Here is a 23,465-nt window from a genome sequence, read left to right as displayed (position 1 = left end):
CCGGGAGGCCGGTTGCAGCGGCAGGGCGATACATCGGCTGGTCGCCCGCGCTTGCGCTTTCCGCCTAACAATGGTGCCAGAAACGCGCCCCGGCAAGCCGCCGAGCGGGCAATTGTTTGTTAACCCTTTTTCTTGGGCAAGTATTTACCTAAACTCGCGCTTAATCGGGTCAGCGCCCGGTCACCCGGTCCCGCCCGCCTCCCTGGCCGGGTCCGGAAGTGCCTGGCGCCCGCTCGTGGCAAGGCTGCGGCATCTGGCCGGGACCTGCCGCAACCGACCAGAACAACGAAACGCCGGACGGCCATGCGGCCGGGACGAACGCGAGCTTATGACCACTTTCGAGCGCTATGTCCTGCGACGCTTGTCGACGGCGTTTCTGATGACCCTGACGGCCCTGGCCGGCATCGTCTGGGCCACTCAGGCCCTGCGCCAGCTCGACCTCGTCACGGCCAAGGGCCAGACCATTGCCCAGTTCATCGGCATGACTCTGCTCGCCATGCCGTTCCTGATGCTGACGATCGCGCCCTTCGCGCTGCTGATCGCCACCATCCTGGTGCTCAACACCCTGTCCAACGACAGCGAGCTGATCGTCATCAATGCCTCCGGCGCCTCGCGCACCGTGCTGGTGCGCCCGGTGCTGGTGTTCTCGCTTTCCGTCAGCCTGTTCTGTGCCTCGCTGTCGCTGGTCTTCGCCCCCATGGGGCTTGCCTCGCTGCGCGACGAGATCACCAAGGTGCGCGTCGACCTCGTCGCCAACATCGTGCGTCCGGGACGTTTCATCGGCATCGAGGACGGGCTTACCTTCCACATCCGCAACCGTGGCGGCGACGGCCAGCTCGACGGCCTGCTGCTCCACGACGAGCGCGCCGAGGACACGATCTTCACCTATGAGGCGGCACGCGGGAACATCGTCGAGGCGGCCGGTCGCACGTTGCTGGTCATGCAGGACGGCACCATCCAGCGCCGCACCCGCCGCACGGGAAGCATCTCCATCGTCCGCTTTCAGTCCTATGCCTTCGACCTGTCGAGCATGGTGCCCTCCGGGACGGTTGCGACCTACAAGGCGAGCGAACGTTCGACCGCCGAGCTTCTCTCGCCCGCACCCGGCGACGTCTACGCGGCGGAAAACCGCTCGCGCCTCGTCGCCGAGTTCCACGACCGGCTGAGCCAGCCGCTCTATCCGCTCGTCTTCGGCCTGATCGTCTTCCTCTTCGTCGGCCAACCGAAGACGACGCGGCAGAATCGCACGCTCGCCATCGGTGCCGCATTGATGCTCGCGCTCGTGCTGCGCGCCGCCGGCTTCGGCGTGCTGACCGTCGTTTCGGGACTTCCCGCCGCCTGGCCGCTGCTCTACGCGCTCCCCCTCGCCGGCATCGCGCTGGCGGGATGGTCGATCGTCTCCGGCCGCCGGCCGCGCTGGGTGCTCGCGCTTGCCCAGGCTGGCGAAACACTGCATGAACGCGTCGAGGCGCTCATCGCGCGCTTCCAGAATCGCCAGCACGGAGGCGTCTCCTGACATGATCGGCTCCGTTTCCCGTTCAGGCACCACGCTTGCCGTCTATCTGGCTCTGCGCTTTCTCGGCTCGATCCTTGGCCTCTTCCTCCTGGCCGCCGTGCTGATCTACATCTTCGACCTGTTGGAACTGCTGCGCCGCACCGGCGGCGAGGACGGCGCAAGCCTGCTGCGCATCGCCCTGATCTCGCTGTTGCGGGTGCCGCAGCTCATGGAACAGGTGCTGCCCTTCGCCGTGCTCTTTGGCGCCATCGCCGCGTTCCTGAGCCTCAGCCGCAAGCTTGAGCTTGTCGTCGCCCGCGCCGCCGGCGTTTCGGTGTGGCAGTTCACGGCGCCCGCGCTGATCGTCGGGCTGGTCGTCGGCATCGCCGCCGTCTCGGTGTACAATCCGCTTGCCGTTCTGCTGCGCGACCAGTCGGACAAGATCGCCGCCGGCCTCTTCGGCCGCGAGCAGAACTTCCTGATGCAGACCACCGGCGAGATCTGGCTGCGCCAGGACGGCGCGGACGGAGAATCGGTCGTCCACGCCAAGCAGATCCTCGACAATGGCGAGCGCCTTCTTGGCGTGACCATTTTCACCTTCGACCGAAACGGCAGCTTCGCCGAGCGCATCGAGGCGCATGAGGCGCGCTTTTCCGACCGCTCCTGGAAACTTTCGCAGGCGACCGTCTACACAACCACGGGCGATCCGCAGACCTATCCGACCTATCAGGTCTCCACCTACCTCACCGCGACAGAGGTTCGCGAGAGCATCGCCGCACCGGAATCCATCGGCTTCTGGGACCTGCCCCGCGTGATCGAGCTGTCCCAGCGCGCCGGATTGCCCGCCTATCGGTATTCGCTTCAGTATCAGACACTTCTGGCACGACCTGTGTTGCTTGTGGCAATGATCCTGATTGCCGCCTGCGTTTCCCTGAGGGTTTCGAGGATGGGGGGTATCGGCAAGCTGATTCTGGGTGGAATCCTCGCCGGGTTCGTGCTTTACGTTCTCTCGGAGCTCGGCAAGGATCTTGGCGGCGCGGGAATCGTTCCCCCCGTCCTCGCCGCATGGGCGCCGGGAGTATTTGGAGTTTTGATGGGGATCACGATCCTCCTGCACCTGGAGGACGGCTGATGGCCTCGGGCAAGACCGGGAACATGGCCGTATCCGGGCATACGGAAAGCATGGCGCGGCGCGACCGCGACAGTGCGACCGCGTGCGCCCGCAGGCCCCGTCTTGGCGGCCGGACGGCGCTCCTTCGCACCACCGCGCTCGCCGGCATCGCGGCCGCGTTCGTTGCCGCAGCTCCCTTCGCGTTCGCTCCCGTGGCCCTTGCCCAGCCCAGCCTTCCCGATTCGCTCTCCAAGCGTGCCGACCCGGCCGAGCCGCTGCTGCTTGAGGCCAACGAGCTCCGCTACGATTTCGACCGCGACATCATCTCCGCGATCGGCAATGTTCAGATCTATTACGCCGACAATACTGTCGAGGCAGACCAGGTCGTTTTCGACCGACGCGCCAACCGGCTTCGCGCGCGCGGCAACGTCCGCCTGACCGAGCCGGGCGGCAATGTCGTGCAGGCAAGCGAGATGGAGCTGTCGGAGGACCTGCGCGACGGGTTCGCCGCCCAGCTCCAGCTCGACACGCCGGAGCGCACCCGCTTCCTGGCCGACCGCGCCACGCGTGAAGAGGGCAAGCGCACCACCTTCGAGAATGGCGTCTATACCGTCTACACGAAGCCGACCACGCCGCCGGACAAGCCGCCGCTGTGGCGCATCCGCGCGCAGACAATCGTTCACAACCAGGAAGAAAAGACGATCGAGTTCGAGCAGGCCTCGCTTGAGTTTTTCGGCCGCTCGCTCGCCTATCTTCCCTATCTGTCGATGCCCGATCCGAGCGTGCGCCGCAAAACCGGCCTTCTCGTGCCGTCCGCCATCTATGGCGACCGCGTCGGCGTCGGCGTCACCATTCCCTATTACATCGCCCTTGATCCGAGCAGTGACCTGCTGCTGAAGGCGACGGGGCTTTCGAAGCAGGGCGTGCTGGCTCAGGCCGACTGGCGACAGCGCCTGATCGACGGCTCCTATTCGATTCATGTCGGCGGGCTGGTCCAGGCCAAGCCGGGCGAATACGCCACCTCGAGCGGTAACCGCCGGTTCCGCGGCGTCGTCGCCTCCGAAGGCGAGTTCAACATCAACGAGCGCTGGAAATGGGGCTGGGACGTTTCCTACCGCAGCGACCGCGCCTTCCTGAACGACTACAGCTTCGCCAAATTCGGCAATGCCAGCGATGTGTCCCAGCTCTACCTGACCGGACAGAGCGAGCGGAACCGCTTCGACATGCGCGCCTATGCCTTCCGCATCTCGCAGGAGGACTATACGGCTGCGGCCGGGCTGAACTCGCCCAACAACTTCCTGCCTGTCGGCAGCCAGCTTCAGGACAAGCAGCCCTTCGTCCACCCGGTCGTTGACTGGAACTACATCTTCGAGAACCCGATTGCCGGCGGCGAGCTGTCCTTCACCGGCAACATGACCAGCCTGACGCGCGACAAGACCGACGCCATCAGCATCGGCGGCGTCGACCGGTTCCGCGGCATCGAGGGCACCTTCACCCGCACGTCCCTGAGCGCCGACTGGCGTTCGACGCTGACGGACCCGCTTGGCCAGGTCTTCACGCCCTTTGCCTACGTGAAGGGCGACCTGTATTTCCTCGCCTCGCAGGACAAGAACGTGACGGCGCTCACGGGCGAGTCGGTTGTCGGGCGCGTGATGCCCGCCGTCGGCCTCGACTATCGCTTTCCGTTCATCGGCACCTTCGACGGCGGCAACCAGATCATCGAGCCGGTGGCGCAGATCATCGTGCGCCCGAACGAGGGACGCATCGGCGAGTTGCCGAACGAGGACGCCCAAAGCATCGTCTTCGATTCCACGACGCTTTTCGAATACGACAAGTTCTCCGGCTTCGACCGCTCCGAGGGCGGCACGCGGGCCAACGTCGGCCTGAAGTACAGCCTCCAGATCGATGAGCTGTTCAACGTCTCCGCGCTGTTCGGCCGCTCCTATCATCTTGGGGGAACCAACTCGTTCAAGACAGCCGACATTCTCGGCGCGACCACGAGTTCGGGCCTCGAGACCAGCGGCAGCGACTATGTCGGCAGCCTGTATTTCGACACCCGGCAGGGCCTGCGCGTCGGTGCCCAGGCGCGCTTCGACAGCAAGTCCTTCGCCGTTCGCCGCGGCCAGGTCGAGGCGACAGGCATCTACGGGCCTGTTACCGGCAACCTCGCCTATGCCTATCTCTCGGAGCAGCCGAGCCTGGGCATCACCACGCCGCGCGAGGAAGTCATCGGCTCGGCGAGCCTTCGCCTTCAGGAGAACTGGCGGGTGTTCGGCTCCATGCGGTACGACCTGCAGCGCAAGAACACCGTGCGCGACAGCCTCGGCATCGGCTACGACGACGAAGGCTTCTCGATGTCCTTCGCCTATGCCGAGGATCGCAGCCGCAACAACGGCCAGACAACCGACCGCCTGTTCTTCTTCCGCTTCGGCCTGAGGACCATCGGCGACACGGAGTTCTCCAGTTCCGCAGGCGATTGAGGCGCGACGGGGTGCGCGGCAAAGCCCACGCGCCCGGGGTCATCGATTTTTGGCCGCTTTCTGGTGCCACAGGGAAGACCATGCGGGTTGACGCGGGATGCCGGAACGTCAACCCTTGCGCAGTTGGCAAGCGCGCCTGACGCGCGCCGCAGCGAATGACGCACACAGTGGGCCTGCCGGCCCGAACAAGGATCAGGGATGACCGCCGGCATTGCGCGCGCCGGTCATTGCGACCGAACAAGGAACTGCGCCGGTGACACGGACCGCGACGAAATGCGCCGGCCCGGCCAGGACAGGGGGAAGCGAATGATTGCGAGGCGCTGGATTTCGATCGCCGTGGCCGCGATCCTGATGGTCGGCGCGTCGGGCGGTCCCCTGATGGCCCAAACGGCGATCAAGGTGGTCGTCAACGGCAAGCCGATCACCACCTATGACATCAGCCAGCGTGCCAAGCTGCTGCGCCTGACGACCGGTAAGGGCGGCAGTGCCGCGAGCCGCGCGGCCCAGGAAGAGCTGATCGACGAGCAGCTCAAGAAGGCGGAGGCCGCCCGCCTCGGCATCACTGTGTCGAAGTCCGATGTCGACAACGCGTTCGGCAACATCGCGCAGCGCGTCAAGCTCTCGCCCAAGCAGCTCGTCCAGGCCCTGCGCCAGTCCGGCATCACGCCCGACACGCTGCGCAACAGGCTTGAGGCCGAGATCGGCTGGACCCAGATCCTGCGCGCCCGTTTCCAGTCGGAAGTGAGCATTCCCGAGGCGGACATCATCGCCGCCTTGCAGCGCAAGGTCGGCAAGGAAACCGACAAGAGCAAGGAATACTCCGTCCGCTCGGTGATCTTCGTGGTGCCGGGCAAGTCCTCCGCCGGCCAGAAGGCCGCGCGCAAGCGCGAGGCGGAGCAGTTCCGCTCCCGTCTCAACGGCTGCGAACAGGCCGACGACCTGTCCAAGAACTACCGCGAGGTCGTGGTCATGCCGATGCGCACCCGGCTTGAGACCGAGGTGCCGCAGCAGATCCGCGACCTGCTCGACAAGACCCCCGTCGGCAAGGCCACCTCGCCGCAGGCGTCCGACAAGGGCTACGAGATGTTCGCCGTCTGCGAAAAGCGCGAGATCGCCAGCAACGCGGCTGCGCGCATGGAGATCGAGGACGAGCTGCGTGCCAAGGAAGGCCAGCAGATGAGCCGCCGCCTGATGCGCGAGATGCGCTCGCGCGCGATCATCGACTACCGTTGAGTTCCATGCGCGCAAGCCACCTTCCCCTCGCCGTGACGCTCGGCGAGCCCGGCGGCATCGGACCCGACGTCGCGCTCACCGCCTGGGCAGAGCGCGTCGACCGCCAGCTGCCGGCGTTTCACGTCCATGGCGATGCCGCCTTCCTGGCCGCCCGCGCGAGACGGCTCGGCCTTGATGTGCCGATTGTCGAGGGACCACCCGACGACACGCTCGCCGTCTTCGCCGATGCCCTGCCCGTGGTGCCGCTGCCCCTTGCCGCCATCGAGGACCGACCAGGTATTGCCGACGCGGCGACCGCCGGTCATGTCATCGCCTCCATCGAGCGCGCCGTCTCCGACGCGCAGGAAGGCCGGGCCAGTGCCGTCGTCACCAGCCCGATCAACAAGAAGGCGCTCTACGACGCCGGTTTCGCCCATCCCGGCCACACGGAGTTCCTCGGCGAGCTTGCCGCGCGCCACGGCGCCGGTCCGCTGCGGCCGGTCATGCTTCTCGCCGGCCCTCACCTTCTGGTCGTTCCGGTCACAATCCACGTGCCGCTTGCCGCCGTGCCGGAGTTGCTGACGAGCGATCTCATCGTCGAGACCGCCCGCATCGTTCACAAGGACATGCGCGAGCGGTTCCGCATCGGCGAGCCGAGGCTGGCTCTGTGCGGGCTCAACCCGCATGCGGGCGAGGAAGGCGCGCTCGGGCGGGAGGACATCGACGTCATCGTCCCGGCCGTCGCGCGGCTGCGCGCCGAGGGCATCGATGCTTTCGGCCCCCTGCCCGCCGACACCATGTTCCACGCCGAGGCACGCGCGGGCTATGACTGCGCCCTTGCCATGTATCACGATCAGGCGCTGATCCCGGCCAAGACCCTGGCTTTTCACGAGGCGGTGAACGCCACGCTCGGCCTTCCCTTCGTGCGCACATCGCCCGACCATGGCACCGCGCTGGAGATCGCCGGCACCGGCCAAGCGCGCGCCGACAGCTTTTCCGCTGCAGTCCGGCTTGCCGCCGTGCTTGCCGAGCCCGGCCTTGTCGCATGACGCAGATCGACACGCTTCCCCCGCTGCGCGAGGTCATCCGCGCCCACGACCTTCAGGCCCGCAAGTCGCTGGGCCAGAACTTTCTCCTCGACTTGAACCTGACGCTGCGCATCGCCCGCACCGCCGGCGACATCTCCGACACCACCGTGCTCGAGGTCGGCCCCGGCCCCGGCGGCCTGACCCGCGCGCTGCTGGCCGCAGGTGCCAAGCGCGTCGTCGCGGTGGAGAAGGATCCTCGCTGCATGCCGGCGCTGGCCGAGATCGCCGCGCACTATCCTGGCCGCCTCGAGGTGATCGAGGCTGACGCGCTGACGCTCGACCTGCGCGAGGTGGCGGCCGGCGGACCGCTCAAGATCGTCTCCAACCTGCCCTACAATGTCGGCACCCAACTTCTGCTCGGCTGGATCACCCGCGATATCTGGCCGCCTGAGTGGCAGTCGCTGACACTGATGTTCCAGAAGGAAGTGGCGGAGCGGATTGTCGCCAGGCCAGGCAGCAAGGCCTTCGGCCGTCTCGGCGTGCTTGCCGGCTGGCGCTGCCATTCCACCATCGCCTTCGACGTCAGTCCGAAGGCCTTCACGCCGCCGCCAAAGGTCACCTCGGCCATCGTCCATCTGACGCCCCGCAAGGAACCGCTGCCGGTCGAGCTGAAGGCGCTGGAGCGCGTCACGGCCGCCGCTTTCGGCCAACGGCGCAAGATGCTGCGGGCAAGCCTCAAGGCGCTCGACGCAGACGCGGAGACGATCCTCTCGGGCATCGGCATCGAGCCGACCCGCCGCGCCGAGGAACTTGATGTCGCCGAGTTCGTGCGCCTCGCCAACGCCTTCGCAAGAGGCTGATCCGGCGAACGCCGACTTCGCCCTCGCGATCCCTGTCCGGCGCCCCGGGAACCGGACGGTTCGCCGGGGCCGGCAAGACCTCAGCCCTCGCCGGTCTCGCGCTTCAGATCGTCGACCATGCCCTCGATGAACGGGCCGATGGCGGGGCAGCGCTCGCGGCGCAGCCGTTCGGCGCGCAGGATCGAGCGCGCACCGTCGAAGGCAAGCTGCAGATCGTCATTGACGATCACATAATCGTATTTCGACCAGTGCTTCATCTCGCCCACCGCCGTCTTCAGCCGCCGGCGGATAACCTCGTCCGTATCCTCGGCACGCCGGTGCAGGCGCGATTTCATTTCGGCGATGGAAGGCGGAAGGATGAAGATCGACACCACGTCCTGGCGCACCGCGTCATAGAGCTGGAAGGTGCCCTGGATGTCGATGTCGAAGAGCACGTCCCGCCCCGTCGCCAGCGCCTCTTCCACCGGATCGCGCGGCGTGCCGTAGTAGTTGCCGTGCACCTCGGCCCATTCAAGCAGTTCGTCGCGCTCGCGCATTTGCTCGAAGCGCTCGCGGGAGATGAAATGATAGTGCACGCCCTCGATCTCGCTCGAGCGGCGCGGCCGCGTCGTCACCGAGATGGAGAGCTTGAGGTTGCTTTCCTGTTCAAGAAGCTGGCGCGCGATGGTGGACTTTCCCGCGCCCGACGGCGAGGAAAGCACCAGCATCAAGCCTCGGCGGCTTGCCTCGGCAACTTCGGCGGTCACGACGGTGCCCCCCGTCTTCTCCGCAGTCGTGTCACTCGCCATCGTCTACTCCAGGTTCTGGATCTGCTCACGCATCTGGTCGATCACCGTCTTGAGCTCCAGCCCGATGGCGGTGAGGTCTGTACCGTTCGATTTGGAACAGAGCGTGTTGGCCTCGCGGTTGAACTCCTGCGCGAGGAAATCGAGTTTGCGGCCCACCGGACCGGCGCCGTCGAGAAGCGCGACCGCCGCCGCCACATGGGCCACCAGCCGGTCGAGTTCCTCGCGAATGTCGACCTTGGTGGCAAGCAGCGCCGCTTCCTGATGAAGGCGCGCCGGATCGAGCGCCGCCCCCGTTTCCATCAGCGCGCCAACCTGCTCGGCGAGCTTTGCACGGATCGCCTCCGGGCTGCGGCAGGGCGCAGCCTCGGCTTCGGCCGTCAGCCGGGCTATCTGGCGCAGATGGCCGCGCAGAACCTCCTCGATGGTCGCCCCTTCGGCCTCGCGCATGGCAACAAGCGCGTCGGCCGCCTGTGCGAGGCTGGCCAGCAGCGCCGCGTCGAGCGCGCTGCGTTCGGTCTCGTCCTCCTCCGGCTCCTTCCACTCGATCACGCCCTTCTGGGCGAGAATGCCATCGAGTGCGATCGGAGCGGCGTCCGGCACCCGGCGGCGCACGGTCTCCAGCGCGGAAAGAACCGCATTGAGCGCCGCCTCGTTGATCTGCGGAGCGAACTCGCCCTGCGAGCGCTGGTAGCTCAGCCCTGCCGTGACATTGCCGCGCGACAGGCGCTTCGACAGCACCTCGCGGGTCGGCGCCTCCAGCGCCTCAAGCCCCGCCGGCAAGCGCAGGCGCAGGTCGAGCCCCTTGCCGTTCACCGAACGCAGCTCCCAGGTCCAGCGGGCGGCCCCGATACCGCCTTCCGCCCGGCCGAAACCGGTCATGCTGCGCAGCTTCGCTCCGTCTTGCGTTTCCCCAGTCATTGCCCCTGCCTCAGCCTGTCATCGCGGTCCAACACCCCGGCCCGCAAATGCAAAAGCCGGCGCATGACCGCCGGCCTTCGCCTGAATGTCGTCCGTCCGGCACGGCCCGCGAAACCGCGCCGCCCCGGTGATGGCGCCCAACGCCGTCAGTTCGTCTTGTCGTCCGCGGCAGCAGGAGCTTCCGGCGCGGCCTCCGCCGCACGGCGCTCGCGCTCGATCCGCCGCCACTTGGCGACATTGCGCTGATGCTGCTCGTAGGTCTCCGCGAACACGTGACCGCCCGTGCCGTCCGCGACGAAATAGAGGTCCTTGGTACGCGACGGATTGGCCACCGCCTCCATCGCCGCACGGCCCGGATTGCCGATCGGCCCGGGCGGCAGCCCGTCGATCTGATAGGTGTTGTAGGGGTTCGGCTTGTCGAGGTCGGAGCGCGTGATCGCCGAGCGGTCGCTGGTCCACGCCGCGCCGCCATGCAGGCCATAGAGGATGGTCGGATCCGACTGCAGCCGCATGTTCTTGCGCAACCGGTTGACGAAGACGCCGGCAACCCGGGGACGCTCGTCGGCCCGCGCCGTCTCCTTCTCCACCACGGACGCGAGAATCACCAGCTGCTCCGGCGTCTCGACCGGCAGGCCCTCCGTCCGGCGGCCCCAGATCTCGGCAAGCGCCTTGGTCTGGTGCTCCTTCATTTCCTCGACAATCTGCTTGCGCGACAGGCCTCGGGTGAACGTGTAGGTCTCCGGCAGCAGCGAGCCCTCCGCCGGGATCTCGTCAATCGGGCCAGTGAGCACGGGATGCTCGCGCACGCGCTCGATGATCTGCGCGCTGGTCCAGCCCTCGGGAATGGTCAGCGTGTGGTAGACGGCCTTGCCGGAGACGAGGTCGTCCATGACCTCGCGCATCGAGCTGCCAGGCTCGAAGGCATATTCTCCAGCCTTCAGCTTCGCCGCGTTCTTGTAGGCGCGCACGCCCGCCCAGAACACCATGCCGTTGGAGATAACGCCCTCGTTTTCCAGCGTATCGGCAATCGCCTGCAGGCCGGATCCGGAGGAGATCACGACCGTCTTCGGCTGGGTCAGCGGACCGGTCGAATCGAACTCGCCCTTGCCCCAGTAGAGCAGCCCGCCGGTGGCGAGCACGCCGAGGACGGCAAGTGTCAGCAGGGCGTTGATGACGATGACGAAGGGATTGCGCACATGGCGCGAGCGCACCGGCGGCGGCGGGCCCGGCTCGGGCTGGATCGCCTCGCGCGGGCTTTTGGGCTGCGGTCGGAACGGAGCCTGCTCCGTATCGTCGCCGTTCTCGGAATCTGTGTTGCGCGTCTCGGTCATGGGTCCCACGGGTCAGCTTGATCGAGGAAAGGTTGTCGCCAATTGCCGCGCAATTGTGGCCAAACCGCGAAGACATGGGGCCCGTGGCGCCCGGGCTCTGCCCGGGCGCCACGAAAGACTTGCGTCAGGCCGCGACCTTGCGGAACACCAGCGACGCGTTGGTTCCGCCGAAGCCGAAGGAATTCGAAAGCGCCGTGTCGATGGTCATCTTCTTGGCCGTGTTCGGAACCAGGTCGATGGCCGTCTCGACAGACGGATTCTGCAGGTTGATCGTCGGCGGCGCGATGCTGTCGCGCATCGCCAGCAGCGAGAAGATCGCCTCGATCGCACCGGCGGCACCCAGCAGGTGACCGGTGGACGACTTGGTCGACGACATCGTCAGCCCGGCGGCGGCATCGCCGGCAAGCCGCTGCACGGCACCCAGCTCGATCTCGTCGCCGAGCGGCGTCGAGGTGCCATGAGCGTTGACGTAATCAATCTCCGACGCCGTGAGGCCGGCGCGCTTCAGCGCGGCCTGCATGCAGCGGAACGCTCCGTCGCCGTCGGCAGCCGGCGCGGTGATGTGATAGGCATCGCCCGACAGGCCGTAACCGATGATCTCGCCGTAGATCTTGGCGCCGCGGGCCTTGGCGCGCTCGTATTCCTCGAGCACGACAACACCGGCGCCCTCACCCATGACGAAACCGTCGCGGGCGGCATCATAGGGGCGCGAGGCCTCCTCGGCGCGGTCGTTGAAACCTGTGGAAAGCGCACGCGCGGCGGCGAAGCCGGCCAGCGCGAGACGGCAAACGGGCGATTCCGCACCGCCGGCAACCATCACGTCGGCATCGTCCAGCGCGATCAGGCGCGCAGCATCGCCGATGGCATGGGCGCCGGTCGAGCAAGCGGTGACGACCGCTGTGTTCGGCCCCTTGAGCCCGTGACGGATCGACACGTAGCCACCCGCCAGGTTGATCAGGCGACCGGGGATGAAGAAGGGAGAGATCCGACGCGGGCCCTTGTCGCGCAGGACATGGGCCGTCGTCTCGATACCCTGGAGCCCGCCGATGCCGGAGCCAATCAGCACGCCTGCGCGATACTGCTCGTCCGGGGTCTTCGGCGACCAGCCGCAATCGCGGATGGCCTGCTCCGCGGCAGCCATGGCGAAGACGATGAATTCATCGACCTTGCGCTGCTCCTTGGGGTCCATCCAGTCATCCGGATTGAACGTCCCGTTGGAGCCATCGCCGCGCGGAATCTGGCAGGCGATCTGACAAGCGAGGTCTTCAACCTCGAAACTGCTGATCCGGGACGCACCGCTCTCGCCGTTGAGAATCCGGGTCCAGCTCTCCTCGACACCGCACGCCATCGGCGTGACCATGCCAAGGCCGGTTACGACAACTCGCCTCATCACAAACCTGCATTTGGGCGCGCCGGGCGGGACGAAGGGCCCCGCCCGGCGGCGACAACTGGATTAACCGGCGTTCTGTTCCAGGAACTTCACAGCATCGCCGACCGTCAGAATGGTCTCGGCGGCGTCATCCGGAATCTCAACGCCAAACTCTTCTTCGAAAGCCATGACCAGCTCGACGGTGTCCAGGCTGTCAGCGCCCAGGTCGTCGATGAAGCTGGCCTCAATCACCACCTTCTCGGCGTCGACGCCGAGGTGCTCGATGACGATCTTCTTTACCCGATCCGCGATGTCGCTCATGTGTATTTCCTCGATTGATAACAACGGTATTCTGCTTGTTCAGCGCTTGGCGCCGTACCTCGTATCCGATCTTCGGAACGTGGTGAATGGGGTTCCAGCCCACGCCGACCGGGCAAGGCGCGTATTGCCCGCAAGGTCGGCCATGCCCGAGCGCCGAACATTCGTGAACGGGTGTGCTGGCCGGCGGGTTCGTAACATACTTTACCAGCCTTGACCAGCGGGCGCGAACCCTGCTCCGGCGTCACCGGACTGCCTGTGAGCGACGCCGGAATTCCCAAATCAAATCATGGCCATGCCGCCGTTTACATGAAGCGTGTCGCCATTCACATAAGCCGCCTCGTCGCTCGCCAGATAGACAGCGGCGGCCGCGATTTCGCCCGCGCGGCCGAGACGATTGGCCGGCACGCTGGCAAGGATCGATTCCTTCTGCTTGTCGTTGAGCGCGTCCGTCATCGGCGTTTCGATGAAACCGGGTGCGATGGTGTTGACCGTCACGTTGCGCGAGGCGACCTCGCGGGCCAGCGACTTGGCCATGCCGATCATGCCGGCCTTGGCGGCTGCATAATTGGCCTGCCCCGGGTTGCCGGTGACGCCCACGACGGAGGCAATGCCGATGATGCGGCCGGAGCGGCGACGCATCATGCCCTTCACGGCGGCGCGGCAGAGCCGGAAGCCGGCGGTCAGGTTGACCTCGATCACATCGTCCCACTCTTCATCCTTCATGCGCATGAAGAGATTGTCGCGGGTGATGCCGGCGTTGTTGACGAGAATGTCGAGCTGGCCCATGGCCGCCTCGGCCGCCGGCACCAGCGCATCGACGGCGGTGCGGTCGGAGAGATTGGCCGGCAGCACGTGGACGCGCTCACCGAGTTCGGCGGCCAGCGCCTCCAGCTTCTCGGCGCGCGTGCCCGAAAGCGCCACGGTCGCGCCCTGCGCATGGAAAGCGCGGGCGATCTCGGCGCCGATGCCGCCGGTGGCGCCCGTCACGAGGGCGGTCTTGGAAGTGAGGTCGAACATGCGTTTCCTCTCGCTCGTTCCTGCTTCGAATGCCTATCAGGCCGAAGCGATATGGTCCATCAGGGCATCGATGTCGGCAGGGGTGGACACGGCAATGCCGGTCACGCCCGGGGCGATCCGCTTGATCATGCCGGTCAGCACCTTGCCGGTGCCGATCTCGAATGCGGTGGTGACGCCGGCATCGGCCATGTAGGTCACGGATTCGCGCCAACGCACGGTTCCGGTCACCTGCTCGACGAGCCGCTTGCGAATCTCGTCCGGGTCGGTGATCGCCGAGGCCAGCACATTGGCGACCAGCGGCACAGCCGGGGCCCGCAGATCCACCTCGGCGAGCGCCGCGGCCATCGCCTCGGCGGCCGGCTGCATCAGGCCACAATGGAACGGCGCGCTGACCGGCAGCAGCACCGCGCGCCGCGCGCCGCGCCCCTTGGCGATCTCGATGGCGCGCTCCACAGCGGCCTTGTGGCCGGAGACGACCACCTGCCCGGGCGCATTGTCATTGGCCGCCTGGCAGACCTGATCGGCGGCCGCTTCGGCGGCCACTTCTGCGGCGGCGTCGAAATCGAGGCCGAGAAGCGCCGCCATGGCGCCCTCGCCCACCGGCACCGCCTGCTGCATCGCGGCGCCGCGAATCCGCAGCAGCCGCGCGGTGTCGCCAACACTCAGGGAGCCGGCGGCGGCGAGCGCGGAATATTCGCCGAGCGAATGGCCGGCGACGAAGGCGACCGAGGCGGCAAGGTCGAGGCCGCGTGCCTCCGCCACCCGCATGGCGGCAAGGCTCACGGCCATCAGCGCCGGCTGGGCGTTGGCGGTCAGGATCAGGTCATCGGCCGGACCATTCCACATGACGTCGCTGAGCTTCTGGCCGAGCGCCTCGTCCACCTCCTCGAACACGGCGCGGGCCTCGGCGAACTGGTCGGCAAGGTCCTTGCCCATGCCGACGGCCTGGCTGCCCTGACCGGGGAATGTGAAAGCAATGCTCATGACAAGATCTCCACCTTTCGTTCGCCGAACCTTCGCGCCGGCGTGCGTCATGCTATGAGACTGGGGCGCAATGACACGGGCGACCGCCGCCCTGTCAAGGTCCCGTGGCCGAAAAAACGCCGCTGCGCCAGCGCCGGGCCTTGCGCGCGGGGCGAACTGGTGTATAAGCGCGACTTCGTTCGGAACTCAGGCCGGGGGCTGAACGGAAGGTCGGAATGTGGCGCGCCGAATGCGCGTCGCGGTCTGACAGGACGGCGCACATGCCGCCCGACTTCCCGTGTCTCCGCCTTCGAAGTAGCTTCGATTTGCCTTTCCTGAAGGCTCGAAGAGGCTTGGCGCCGGGTTCCGGAAATTTGAACCACTGGAAAGGCAAAGAACCATGCCGCTTTACGAGCATGTCTTCATGGCGCGCCAGGATGTTTCGGCCCAGCAGGTCGAGCAGATGGTCGAGCAGTACAAGACCCTTCTGGCCGAGAATGGCGGATCCGTCGGCAAGGTCGAGGCCTGGGGCCTTCGCACCCTCGCCTACCGGGTCAACAAGAACCGCAAGGCTCACTACACGCTGATGAACATCGAGGCATCGCCCGCGGCGGTCGCCGAGATGGAGCGTCAGATGCGCCTCAACGAGGACGTCCTCCGCTTCATGACCCTCAAGGTCGATGCACACGAGGAAGAGCAGTCCGCGATGATGCAGAAGCGCGACCGTGACGACCGTCGCGGCGGACGTGGTGGCCGTGGCGACCGTGACCGTGGCGAGCGCGGCGATCGTGGTGGTGACCGCGGCGATCGCGGTGGCGACCGTGGTGGCCGCCGGTTCGACGAAGCATAAGAAGGAGACACAACCATGGTCGATATCGCACAGCTTCCGACGCGCCGTCCCTTCTTCCGTCGTCGCAAGACCTGCCCGTTCTCCGGCGCCAACGCTCCGAAGATCGATTACAAGGACATCCGCCTCCTGCAGCGCTACATCTCCGAGCGTGGCAAGATCGTGCCGAGCCGTATCACGGCCGTGTCCGCCAAGAAGCAGCGTGAGCTGGCCCGCGCCATCAAGCGCGCCCGCTTCCTGGGCCTGCTGCCCTTCGTGATCAAGTAAGATCGCGACACCAAATCGGCTGAGGCCGCCGCCTGGCGCGCGGCCTCTAACCGCGCGTTAAACCGCGCGGGACAGACGAAAAGGACAATACACATGCAGATCATTCTTCTTGAGCGCGTCGCCAAGCTCGGTCAGATGGGCGAAGTGGTGAAGGTGCGCGACGGTTTCGCGCGCAACTACCTCCTCCCGCAGGGCAAGGCGCTTCGTGCCAACAAGGCCAACCTGGCCCGCTTCGAGACCGAGCGCGCCCAGCTTGAGGCCCGCAACCTCGAGCGCAAGGGTGAGGCCGAGAACGTCGCCAAGACCCTCGACGGCCAGACCTTCATGGTCATCCGTCAGGCTGGCGAGACCGGTCAGCTCTACGGCTCCGTGTCCACCCGTGACATCGCCGACACGCTGACCGACGGCGGCTTCTCCGCGTCGCGTTCGCAGGTTCGCCTCGACAAGCCGCTGAAGACCATCGGCCTGCACGAGGTCATCGTTCTTCTGCACCCGGAAGTCGAAGTCTCGGTCACGCTCAACATCGCCCGCTCCGCGGACGAAGCCGAGCGTCAGGCACGCGGTGAGGACCTCACCGGCCGCGAAGTCGACACGTTCGAGTTCGAGGAAGACGACGAGGACCTCGAGGGCGAGGACGAGGATGGCGAGGCCACCGAGACCGACGCCGACGAAGAGGCTTCCGAGGAAGAGCTCTGATCTGATTTCTCTCCGCTTGCGCGGTTGAAGACATCAGTCTCGAAAAATCAGGCCCCGCCCGGCATCGCCCGGCGGGGCCTTTTCGTTTCGCAAACAGGGTTCCGTGGGTCAGAAGCGCGTCACGATCGTCGCCCCGACGGACTGGAAACGATCCATCTCCATCAGCGCCGGGATCGACTCTTCCAGACTGATCTCCTTGCCCACCAGCCGCTGCGGCGCGAGTTTCCCTGACAGCACCATGGCCAGCATCGCGTCATAGCGGTGCGCCTGCATGCCGTGGCTGCCGAGGATCTCCAGTTCGTCGGAAACGACCTTGCTCATCGGCACGGCCGGCGTGCTCTGTTCGCCCAGCATCAGCCCCACCTGCACATGCTTGCCGCGCTTGCGCAGATTGAGCACCGAGTTGAAGCAGGTGGTCGGATGGCCGAGCGAATCGAGCGACACATGCGCGCCGCCGCCGGTCAGCTCGATCACCGCCGCCGGCACATCGCCGACGCTCGCCCCGTTGACCGTGTGGACGGCGCCCAGGGCGCGCGCCAGTGCCAGCTTTTCCTCCGAAATATCGATGGCGACGACATTCGCACCCACCGCATTGGCGATCATGACCGCCGACAGGCCGACACCGCCGCAGCCGTGCACCGCCACCCACTGGCCGGCCGACACCTTGCCCTGATCGATCACTGCGCGGAAGGAGGTCGCGAAGCGGCAACCGAAGCTTGCGGCGGTGGCGAAATCAACGCTCTCGGGAAGCGCGACGACATTGAGATCCGCCTGGTGGATGGCGACGAACTCAGCGAAGGAGCCCCAATGGGTGAAGCCCGGCTGGGTCTGGTTGTGGCAGACCTGCTGGTGGCCGGCGTTGCACTCAGGGCAGGTGCCGCAGCCGCTGATGAAGGGCACCGTCACCCGGTCCCCCACCTTCCAGCGCGTCACGTCGCGGCCCACCGCCTCGATCACGCCGGCAAGCTCGTGGCCCGGCACATGCGGCAGCTCGATATCCGGATCATGGCCCATCCAGCCATGCCAGTCGCTGCGGCACACACCGGTGGCGCGCACGCCAATGACGACGCCGTTCCGATCCGGCGCGGGGTCCGGCAGCGTGACGAGTTTCGGGGCCTGCGAGAAGGCTTCATAGAGGACGGCTTTCATCGGTTCTCCCTGCCGGACCGGGTTGCTTGGATCAAGTGGCGGCATCCTAGTCGGCGGCTGCGAGGTTTGTCTTTCCAACTTCACGGTTGGGTCGTAAATTTCGGCAGACTCTTCCCCACATCGCCAAACACGGACAAGAATCCCCTCAAATGACCCGGATCGATAGGCTGGATGCCGACATTCTCGACCGTCTGCAACGAAACGGGCGTCTTTCGAACGCCCGGTTGGCAGAGTCGCTTTCGCTCAGCGAGACGCCCTGCTGGCGGCGGTTGAAACGGCTGGAGGAAACCGGCGTGATCGAAGGCTATCAGGCGGTGCTCAACCGGCGCGCCCTCGGGCTCGGTGTGATGGCCTTCGTGCAACTCACCTGCTCCCGGCATGGCGAGCGCGACACGGCCGAGTTCCAGCGCATCATCGCCGCGAGCCCCAATGTTCTGTCCTGCCACAACACCACGGGCGACGCCGACTATCTGCTGCAGGTGGTTGCCCGCGACCTCGACGCCTACAGCGCCTTTGTCGAGGCGGTCCTGCGCAAGCTGCCGGGCGTCACCGGGATACGATCCAGCCTGTCGCTGCGCGAGTTGAAGGCCTCGAACCTGCTGCCCGTGGCCGAGCGTGACTGAACCGGCGCCGTCACCGCGCCGTCATGCACCGGTGCTAGTGAAGTCCCGGTGCCGACAGATCGACATTGCCGTCGATCCTTGCCCGTCGGCTTCGACCCGCAAACTCCTTGGCGGCCGGTTCGTCCGGTCGCCTTTTCTTTTGCGCGCGGAGCCTGTCCCCTGGCGAGGCAGACCAGGATGCGGTGTGGCAACAGCTGCCGGATTCCGCTCATTTCCTCCGTGATCTTGGCAGCCACATCGGGTATGAGGTGCAGGCCCGCGACGGGCACAATCGACCAACTCAATGGACAATCAGGCACAATGACCGCTTTCAAATCGGATTTCCTGAAGACCCTGAGCGAACGGGGCTTCATCCATCAGATCTCGAACCCGACCGGGCTCGACGAGCTGTATGCGTCCGAGACGGTCACGGCCTATATCGGCTTCGACTGCACGGCCAGGAGCCTGCATGTCGGTTCGCTCGTCCAGATCATGATGCTGCACTGGATGCAGAAGACCGGCCATCGCCCGATCGCGCTGATGGGCGGCGGCACCACGCGCATCGGCGATCCCTCGTTCCGCGACGACGCGCGCCCGCTCCTGTCGGAGGAGCAGATCGAGGACAACAAGTCCGGCATCCGCAAGGTGTTCGACCATTTCCTCGACTTCGGCGACGGGCCGAAGGACGCGCTCATGCTCGACAACGCCGACTGGCTGATGCAGCTGAACTATGTCGATTTCCTGCGCGATGTCGGTCGGCATTTCTCGATCAACCAGATGATCCAGCGCGACGCCGTTCGCCTGCGTCTGGAGCGCGAGCAGCATCTCTCCTTCCTGGAGTTCAACTACATGCTGCTCCAGGGGTACGACTTCGTCGAGATCTACCGGCGTACCGGCTGCCGCGTGCAGATGGGCGGCTCCGACCAGTGGGGCAACATCCTCTCCGGCGTCGACCTCGGCCGCCGCATGGCCGAGGTCGAGCTGTTCGCACTGACAACGCCGCTGCTCACCACCGCCTCGGGCGCCAAGATGGGCAAGACGGCCGCCGGTGCGGTCTGGCTCAACCCGGACATGCTGTCGCCCTATGACTACTGGCAGTTCTGGCGCAACACTGAGGACGGCGACGTGGAGCGCTTCCTGAAGCTCTTCACCACGCTGCCGCTGGACGAGGTGGCGCGCCTTGCCGCGCTCGGCGGCTCGGAGATCAACGAGGCCAAGAAGATCCTCGCCACCGAGGCGACCGCCATGGCCCATGGCCGGCTCGCCGCGGACGAGGCGGCGGAAACCGCGCGCCGCGCCTTCGAGGAAGGCGCGATGGCGGATGGTCTTCCCACAGTCGACATTGCCACCTCCGAGCTCGAGAACGGCATCGGCCTTCTGGCCGCCTTCGTCACCGCCGGCCTGTGCGCCTCCAACGGCGAGGCCCGCCGTCAGGTCAAGGGCGGCGGCATCCGCGTCAACGACGCGGTTGAGCAGGACGAGAAGCGCGTGCTGACGACGGCCGATCTCAAGACGGACGGCGTCCTCAAGCTCTCCCTCGGCAAGAAGCGCCATGTGCTGCTGAAGGCGGTCTGACCACCGGCGCAAGCCGCCGCAACAACAAACGACGACGGGCGGCCCCTGGGGCCGCCCGTTTTGCGTTCACAGCCGGAATGGTGGGCGGTCGCGGGTGCAGGCGGGCTCGCCCCCTTGCCGGCTCAGCGGTACTCGAACAGCTTGCGGAAAATGCCCGGCGCGATGGCCGAGGCCGGATTGACCGTGAGTACCGGCTCGCCGATGGCGCCGGAAAGCTTGTAGGTCACGCCGATCAGCCCCTCGTCGGAGCCCCCGCCCAGAGCGAAGCCCAGGATCGGGATCTTGGCGAAAAGATTGTTGAGCGCGAAGATCGGCACGAAGGTGCCGGTCAGATCCAGCGTCCGGTTGGCGAGATTGACGTTGCCGGAGACGGTGCCGCCGATGGTCGCGCCCTCCAGCGTCCCCTCGGTGATCGTCAGCCGGTCGCCACGCCGTTCGAAGAACAGGTCGAGAGCGCTGAACGACGCTTCTCCGTTGCGCTCCGAGCCGGCGAGGATCTGCTTGCGGCGCGAGCCCGCGTCGATGACCTGATTGGAGCGCGCCAGAGCCCGGATCGCCGGATCCTCGGTAATGGCCAGCCGCTTCACCTTGAACCGGCCGCTCCAGTTCTCCTGCGACGGCATGGAGACGGAGAGGATGCCACGACCGCCGCGCATCCGCTCATAGAGGTTGGCGAAGCGCAGCAGCGCGCCTGTGTCCTCGATGGAGCCGGTGAGCTTGCGGCCGCCCCCTTCCTCCGAAAGCGAGAACTGGAACTGCCCGCGCGCGCTCGACATGCCGTTGAGGGAGAGCGCGCGAATGCCGTCCTTGCCCATCGACATGCGCAGCGTGACATTGGCGAGGCTGACGCCGTTGAAGCCGGTGAGCTGGTCGATGTCGGCGCTGACACGGTAGGCAGGCTTCTTCGCGGCGCCCTTGCCGCTCTCGCCCGGGCTGGCGAGGCTCGCGATCAGACCGCGCCCGTCGAACCGCGCGGCGCGGAAGTCGGCGACAGTCTGTCCGCCCTCGCGGCCGATCCTGAGCGTCGCCTCGTCGTTCGGCCGCAGAGCGAAACGGTTGAACTGGGCGCTGACGAGATCGCCGGCGCCGTCGAGCGTGATCGAACCGGCGATCTCGACGCCTTCCGATGTCAGCCGGAAGCCCCGGATCTCGCGCCGCCCACCGGTCTCCGTCATGGTGAAGCGCGCCGTTGCCGGCACGCCGGAGCTCTTCGTCCAGCCAACCTGTGCAAGATCGATGCGGGCGCGCGCGAGGTCGATCTCGAAGCTCTGCCCGGTCTCCGTCTCCTCGCTGGAGAGCCGAAGCTGGCCGTTGACGAACTCGCGCAGATCGATGCCGCGCCCGGCGAGCTGATCCGCCGACACATCCAGTACCACGCCCTGGCGCGCGGCCACCGCCGCGCCCTCGCCATTGCCGAGGGGAATGACCAGATCGAGATTGGCAGGCAGCCCGTCGAGCCGCCCCTTGCCCTTGAGCTCGAGCCGGCGGTCGTCCACGTCGAAGGCGAGATCGGCGCGCGACAGCCGTTGCCCCTCGATCGGCTTTGCATTGGCGAAGTTGCGCAAGCTGCCGGAGACCTGCCAGTCGACGGTGTCGATGTCGATATCCTTGATCAGGGGAAACCGCGCGGACAGAACCATCTTGGCGGAGCCGGAAACATCGGCCGGCGTGATCCCCTTCTGCTTGAGGACGTGGAAGGGCTCCGCGTCCAGCACCGTGGCGACGGAGGCCACCGGCCCGTCAAGCGTCAGCTTGAGCACGCCGGTCTTGTCGCCGCTCTCGCGAATGTCGGGGATGGAAAAATCGATACCATCCACCGCGATCTGCTCTCCGGCACGCGCGACCATGATGCCGTCCGAGGCGGCCACCTTCAGCACTTCGTTGGAGACCGTCAGCTTGCCGTCGAGCCCTTGTGCCACAGGCACCGTGCCGACGGTCTTGAGACTGAGGTCGGAGAAGCTGATCTCGACGGTCACATCGTCGCCCGACCAGCCGGGAGCTGGATCGGACACGTCGAAGGCGGGCGGCTGCAGCGCGATGGTGGCACGGCCGCCGTCGATCCGCCCGTCGATCATGTGCTCGATCACCCAGTCGCGCGCCGGCGGGATCGTGGTCACCGGCCAGATGCGCTTGAGCGTCGCCACCGCCATCGGCCCGCTCTCCATCGCCAGCGCCAGATAGGGACCGTCGTCGCGCAGCGTCAGAGATCCCGCGCCGTCGAGATTGGCCGAGCCGGAGCGCAGCGCGATCCGGTTGAAGGCGATCTCGCGCGCCATCGGGTCGGCCTGTCCCTCGACGAGCAGTGTTTCCATCGCATAGGGCGGCCCGGGCACGTCGTCGGGCGCAATCGAGGCATCGTGGGAAACGATGCGGTAGGACCATTGCGTCTCCCAGTCGCGTGGCGGCTGCACTACCCCCTCGAAGGGGATGACGGTGTTGCCGCGCACATAGACGGAAGGCGCGATCTGGAAGCCGGGCGTCCCCGCCAGCCAGGCGAACTGCATGTCGATCTTGTCGAAGGCGACCACGGAACGGCCGGTGTTGATCCAGCCGGGCGAGACCACCGCGCTAAGCCGCGTCGAGACGAAGGCGCCGTCCTTGTCGAGGGTGGAATCAAGGCGGATGTCGACCGGCACGCCTAGCCCTTTGCCCGTGCTGATGTTGCTCTCCAGCGGCATGAACTCGCCGAGGGTCACATCGTCGACGTCGATGCGCACCAGCCGCGCGCCGCTGCCGGGATCGACGCTGTGGCGGAGCCCGACGCGCCAGCGCCCGAGGCGGCCGGCCACTTCCGCATCGACCTTCAGCTCGGCATCTCCCTCGCGCGTCAGCACCGCGTCTATGCCGCGCATGCGGTAGGTCGCCGCGCCTTCCGCCACGACTTCCGCCGACACCAGTTCAATGCGCTCGATGGCGCGGCGCGCGAGCTGGTCGAGCGCCAGCCGCGCGGCGCTGTCGGCGGCGAGCGAAAGGGTTTCCATCGCCGGAATATCGGTGTTGTCGCTCTCCGGCCGCTGGATCGAAAGCTTCGGCTGTTCCAGGGTGATCGTGGAGACCTCGAAACGGCCCGACAGGGCGGCGAGCAGGTCGACAGGCGCGGAAATGCGCGGCACCACGACGGAGAGCGGCACATCGCCCTCGACCTCGATGGCGATATTGGCAAGCTCGATGCGCGCCGGCAGACCGGAGGACAGGTCGATGGTCGCCGAGCCGACGGTGACATGGGCGCGGTCCGAGGAGGCCCGCGCCTCCACCGCGCGCGCCAGATAGCCGATGGAGACCGGCCCCTGCAGCAGGATCGCCAGCATCGCGCCGACGACGAGCACCAGCACGAGGAGCAGCCCGCAGCCCCAGACGAGAAGGCGCGGCCTGCGGGGCTTGCGCAAGGTATCCCGCAAAGGCTTGTTGCGGTGGGTCAGCCGATTTAACAGTGTTC

20 protein-coding genes are annotated in these 23,465 nt (G+C 66.6%); 11 read left to right on the top strand and 9 right to left on the bottom strand.

Going from position 1 to position 23,465, the window contains the following annotated elements:
* Positions 1-328 precede the first annotated feature (328 nt).
* From lptF to rsmA, 6 genes are all read left to right on the top strand, one after another.
* Positions 329-1,516, top strand: a complete 1,188-nt coding sequence (gene lptF / locus ACSLUQ_RS04645; RefSeq protein ID WP_417774222.1) for an LPS export ABC transporter permease LptF — start codon at positions 329-331, stop codon at positions 1,514-1,516.
* A 1-nt stretch (position 1,517) separates the two neighbouring features.
* Positions 1,518-2,627 carry an LPS export ABC transporter permease LptG gene (gene lptG, locus ACSLUQ_RS04640; RefSeq protein ID WP_461807814.1) on the top strand — a complete coding sequence of 370 codons (1,110 nt, stop codon included), beginning with the start codon at positions 1,518-1,520 and terminating at the stop codon, positions 2,625-2,627.
* Positions 2,627-5,086 carry an LPS-assembly protein LptD gene (locus tag ACSLUQ_RS04635; RefSeq protein ID WP_417774220.1) on the top strand — a complete coding sequence of 820 codons (2,460 nt, stop codon included), beginning with the start codon at positions 2,627-2,629 and terminating at the stop codon, positions 5,084-5,086. Before lptG ends, ACSLUQ_RS04635 begins: the two co-directional genes overlap by 1 nt.
* A gap of 306 nt (positions 5,087-5,392) precedes the next feature.
* Complete coding sequence (locus ACSLUQ_RS04630; protein WP_417774219.1) at positions 5,393-6,319, top strand: SurA N-terminal domain-containing protein; 927 nt, start codon at positions 5,393-5,395, stop codon at positions 6,317-6,319.
* Between the two features lie 5 nt (positions 6,320-6,324).
* Positions 6,325-7,347, top strand: coding sequence for a 4-hydroxythreonine-4-phosphate dehydrogenase PdxA (gene pdxA, locus ACSLUQ_RS04625; protein ID WP_461807813.1), 1,023 nt, complete (start codon positions 6,325-6,327; stop codon positions 7,345-7,347).
* Positions 7,344-8,186, top strand: a complete 843-nt coding sequence (rsmA, locus tag ACSLUQ_RS04620) for a 16S rRNA (adenine(1518)-N(6)/adenine(1519)-N(6))-dimethyltransferase RsmA (protein ID WP_417774217.1) — start codon at positions 7,344-7,346, stop codon at positions 8,184-8,186. The genes pdxA and rsmA overlap by 4 nt, the downstream gene beginning before the upstream one ends.
* Before the next feature lie 80 nt (positions 8,187-8,266).
* On the opposite strand, the gene gmk is transcribed toward rsmA, so the two are convergent.
* From gmk to fabD, 7 genes are all read right to left on the bottom strand, one after another.
* Entirely contained in the window at positions 8,267-8,893 is a 627-nt protein-coding gene (gene gmk / locus ACSLUQ_RS04615; protein WP_461808464.1) for a guanylate kinase, read from the bottom strand.
* Between the two features lie 84 nt (positions 8,894-8,977).
* Entirely contained in the window at positions 8,978-9,892 is a 915-nt protein-coding gene (locus ACSLUQ_RS04610) for a YicC/YloC family endoribonuclease (protein WP_461807812.1), read from the bottom strand.
* A 146-nt stretch (positions 9,893-10,038) separates the two neighbouring features.
* Positions 10,039-11,223 (bottom strand): endolytic transglycosylase MltG, encoded by a 1,185-nt coding sequence (gene mltG / locus ACSLUQ_RS04605; RefSeq protein WP_417774215.1) that lies wholly within the window; start codon positions 11,221-11,223, stop codon positions 10,039-10,041.
* 124 nt (positions 11,224-11,347) lie between these two features.
* Positions 11,348-12,613 carry a beta-ketoacyl-ACP synthase II gene (fabF, locus tag ACSLUQ_RS04600; RefSeq protein WP_461807811.1) on the bottom strand — a complete coding sequence of 422 codons (1,266 nt, stop codon included), beginning with the start codon at positions 12,611-12,613 and terminating at the stop codon, positions 11,348-11,350.
* 63 nt (positions 12,614-12,676) lie between these two features.
* Positions 12,677-12,913, bottom strand: a complete 237-nt coding sequence (locus ACSLUQ_RS04595; RefSeq protein ID WP_417774213.1) for an acyl carrier protein — start codon at positions 12,911-12,913, stop codon at positions 12,677-12,679.
* A gap of 279 nt (positions 12,914-13,192) precedes the next feature.
* Positions 13,193-13,930: a 3-oxoacyl-[acyl-carrier-protein] reductase gene (gene fabG, locus ACSLUQ_RS04590; protein ID WP_417774212.1), complete on the bottom strand. Its 738-nt coding sequence runs from the start codon at positions 13,928-13,930 to the stop codon at positions 13,193-13,195.
* Between the two features lie 36 nt (positions 13,931-13,966).
* Positions 13,967-14,914 (bottom strand): ACP S-malonyltransferase, encoded by a 948-nt coding sequence (gene fabD / locus ACSLUQ_RS04585; protein WP_461807810.1) that lies wholly within the window; start codon positions 14,912-14,914, stop codon positions 13,967-13,969.
* A gap of 379 nt (positions 14,915-15,293) precedes the next feature.
* On the opposite strand from fabD, the gene rpsF reads away from it, so the two are divergent.
* From rpsF to rplI, 3 genes are all read left to right on the top strand, one after another.
* Positions 15,294-15,743, top strand: coding sequence for a 30S ribosomal protein S6 (gene rpsF / locus ACSLUQ_RS04580; protein WP_417774210.1), 450 nt, complete (start codon positions 15,294-15,296; stop codon positions 15,741-15,743).
* Positions 15,744-15,758: 15 nt separating this feature from the next.
* A complete protein-coding gene (gene rpsR, locus ACSLUQ_RS04575; protein ID WP_029057383.1) occupies positions 15,759-16,007 on the top strand; it encodes a 30S ribosomal protein S18 in 249 nt (82 codons plus the stop codon).
* Between the two features lie 93 nt (positions 16,008-16,100).
* Positions 16,101-16,703 carry a 50S ribosomal protein L9 gene (gene rplI / locus ACSLUQ_RS04570; protein WP_417774209.1) on the top strand — a complete coding sequence of 201 codons (603 nt, stop codon included), beginning with the start codon at positions 16,101-16,103 and terminating at the stop codon, positions 16,701-16,703.
* Between the two features lie 108 nt (positions 16,704-16,811).
* Here rplI and ACSLUQ_RS04565 read toward each other — a convergent pair whose 3' ends face one another.
* Positions 16,812-17,852: a zinc-dependent alcohol dehydrogenase family protein gene (locus tag ACSLUQ_RS04565; protein WP_461807809.1), complete on the bottom strand. Its 1,041-nt coding sequence runs from the start codon at positions 17,850-17,852 to the stop codon at positions 16,812-16,814.
* A gap of 149 nt (positions 17,853-18,001) precedes the next feature.
* On the opposite strand from ACSLUQ_RS04565, the gene ACSLUQ_RS04560 reads away from it, so the two are divergent.
* The gene (locus ACSLUQ_RS04560; RefSeq protein ID WP_417774207.1) at positions 18,002-18,475 is read left to right on the top strand and encodes an Lrp/AsnC family transcriptional regulator; all 474 of its coding nucleotides are present in this window, start codon (positions 18,002-18,004) and stop codon (positions 18,473-18,475) included.
* A 300-nt stretch (positions 18,476-18,775) separates the two neighbouring features.
* Entirely contained in the window at positions 18,776-20,029 is a 1,254-nt protein-coding gene (gene tyrS, locus ACSLUQ_RS04555; protein WP_417774206.1) for a tyrosine--tRNA ligase, read from the top strand.
* Positions 20,030-20,151: 122 nt separating this feature from the next.
* Here tyrS and ACSLUQ_RS04550 read toward each other — a convergent pair whose 3' ends face one another.
* The gene (locus ACSLUQ_RS04550; protein ID WP_461807808.1) at positions 20,152-23,415 is read right to left on the bottom strand and encodes a hypothetical protein; all 3,264 of its coding nucleotides are present in this window, start codon (positions 23,413-23,415) and stop codon (positions 20,152-20,154) included.
* Between the last annotated feature and the right edge of the window lie 50 nt (positions 23,416-23,465).

The organism is Stappia sp. ICDLI1TA098 (genome assembly GCF_054880955.1).
Note: the sequence above shows the minus strand (reverse complement) of the source record. Positions and strands in the feature narration are given on the sequence as shown.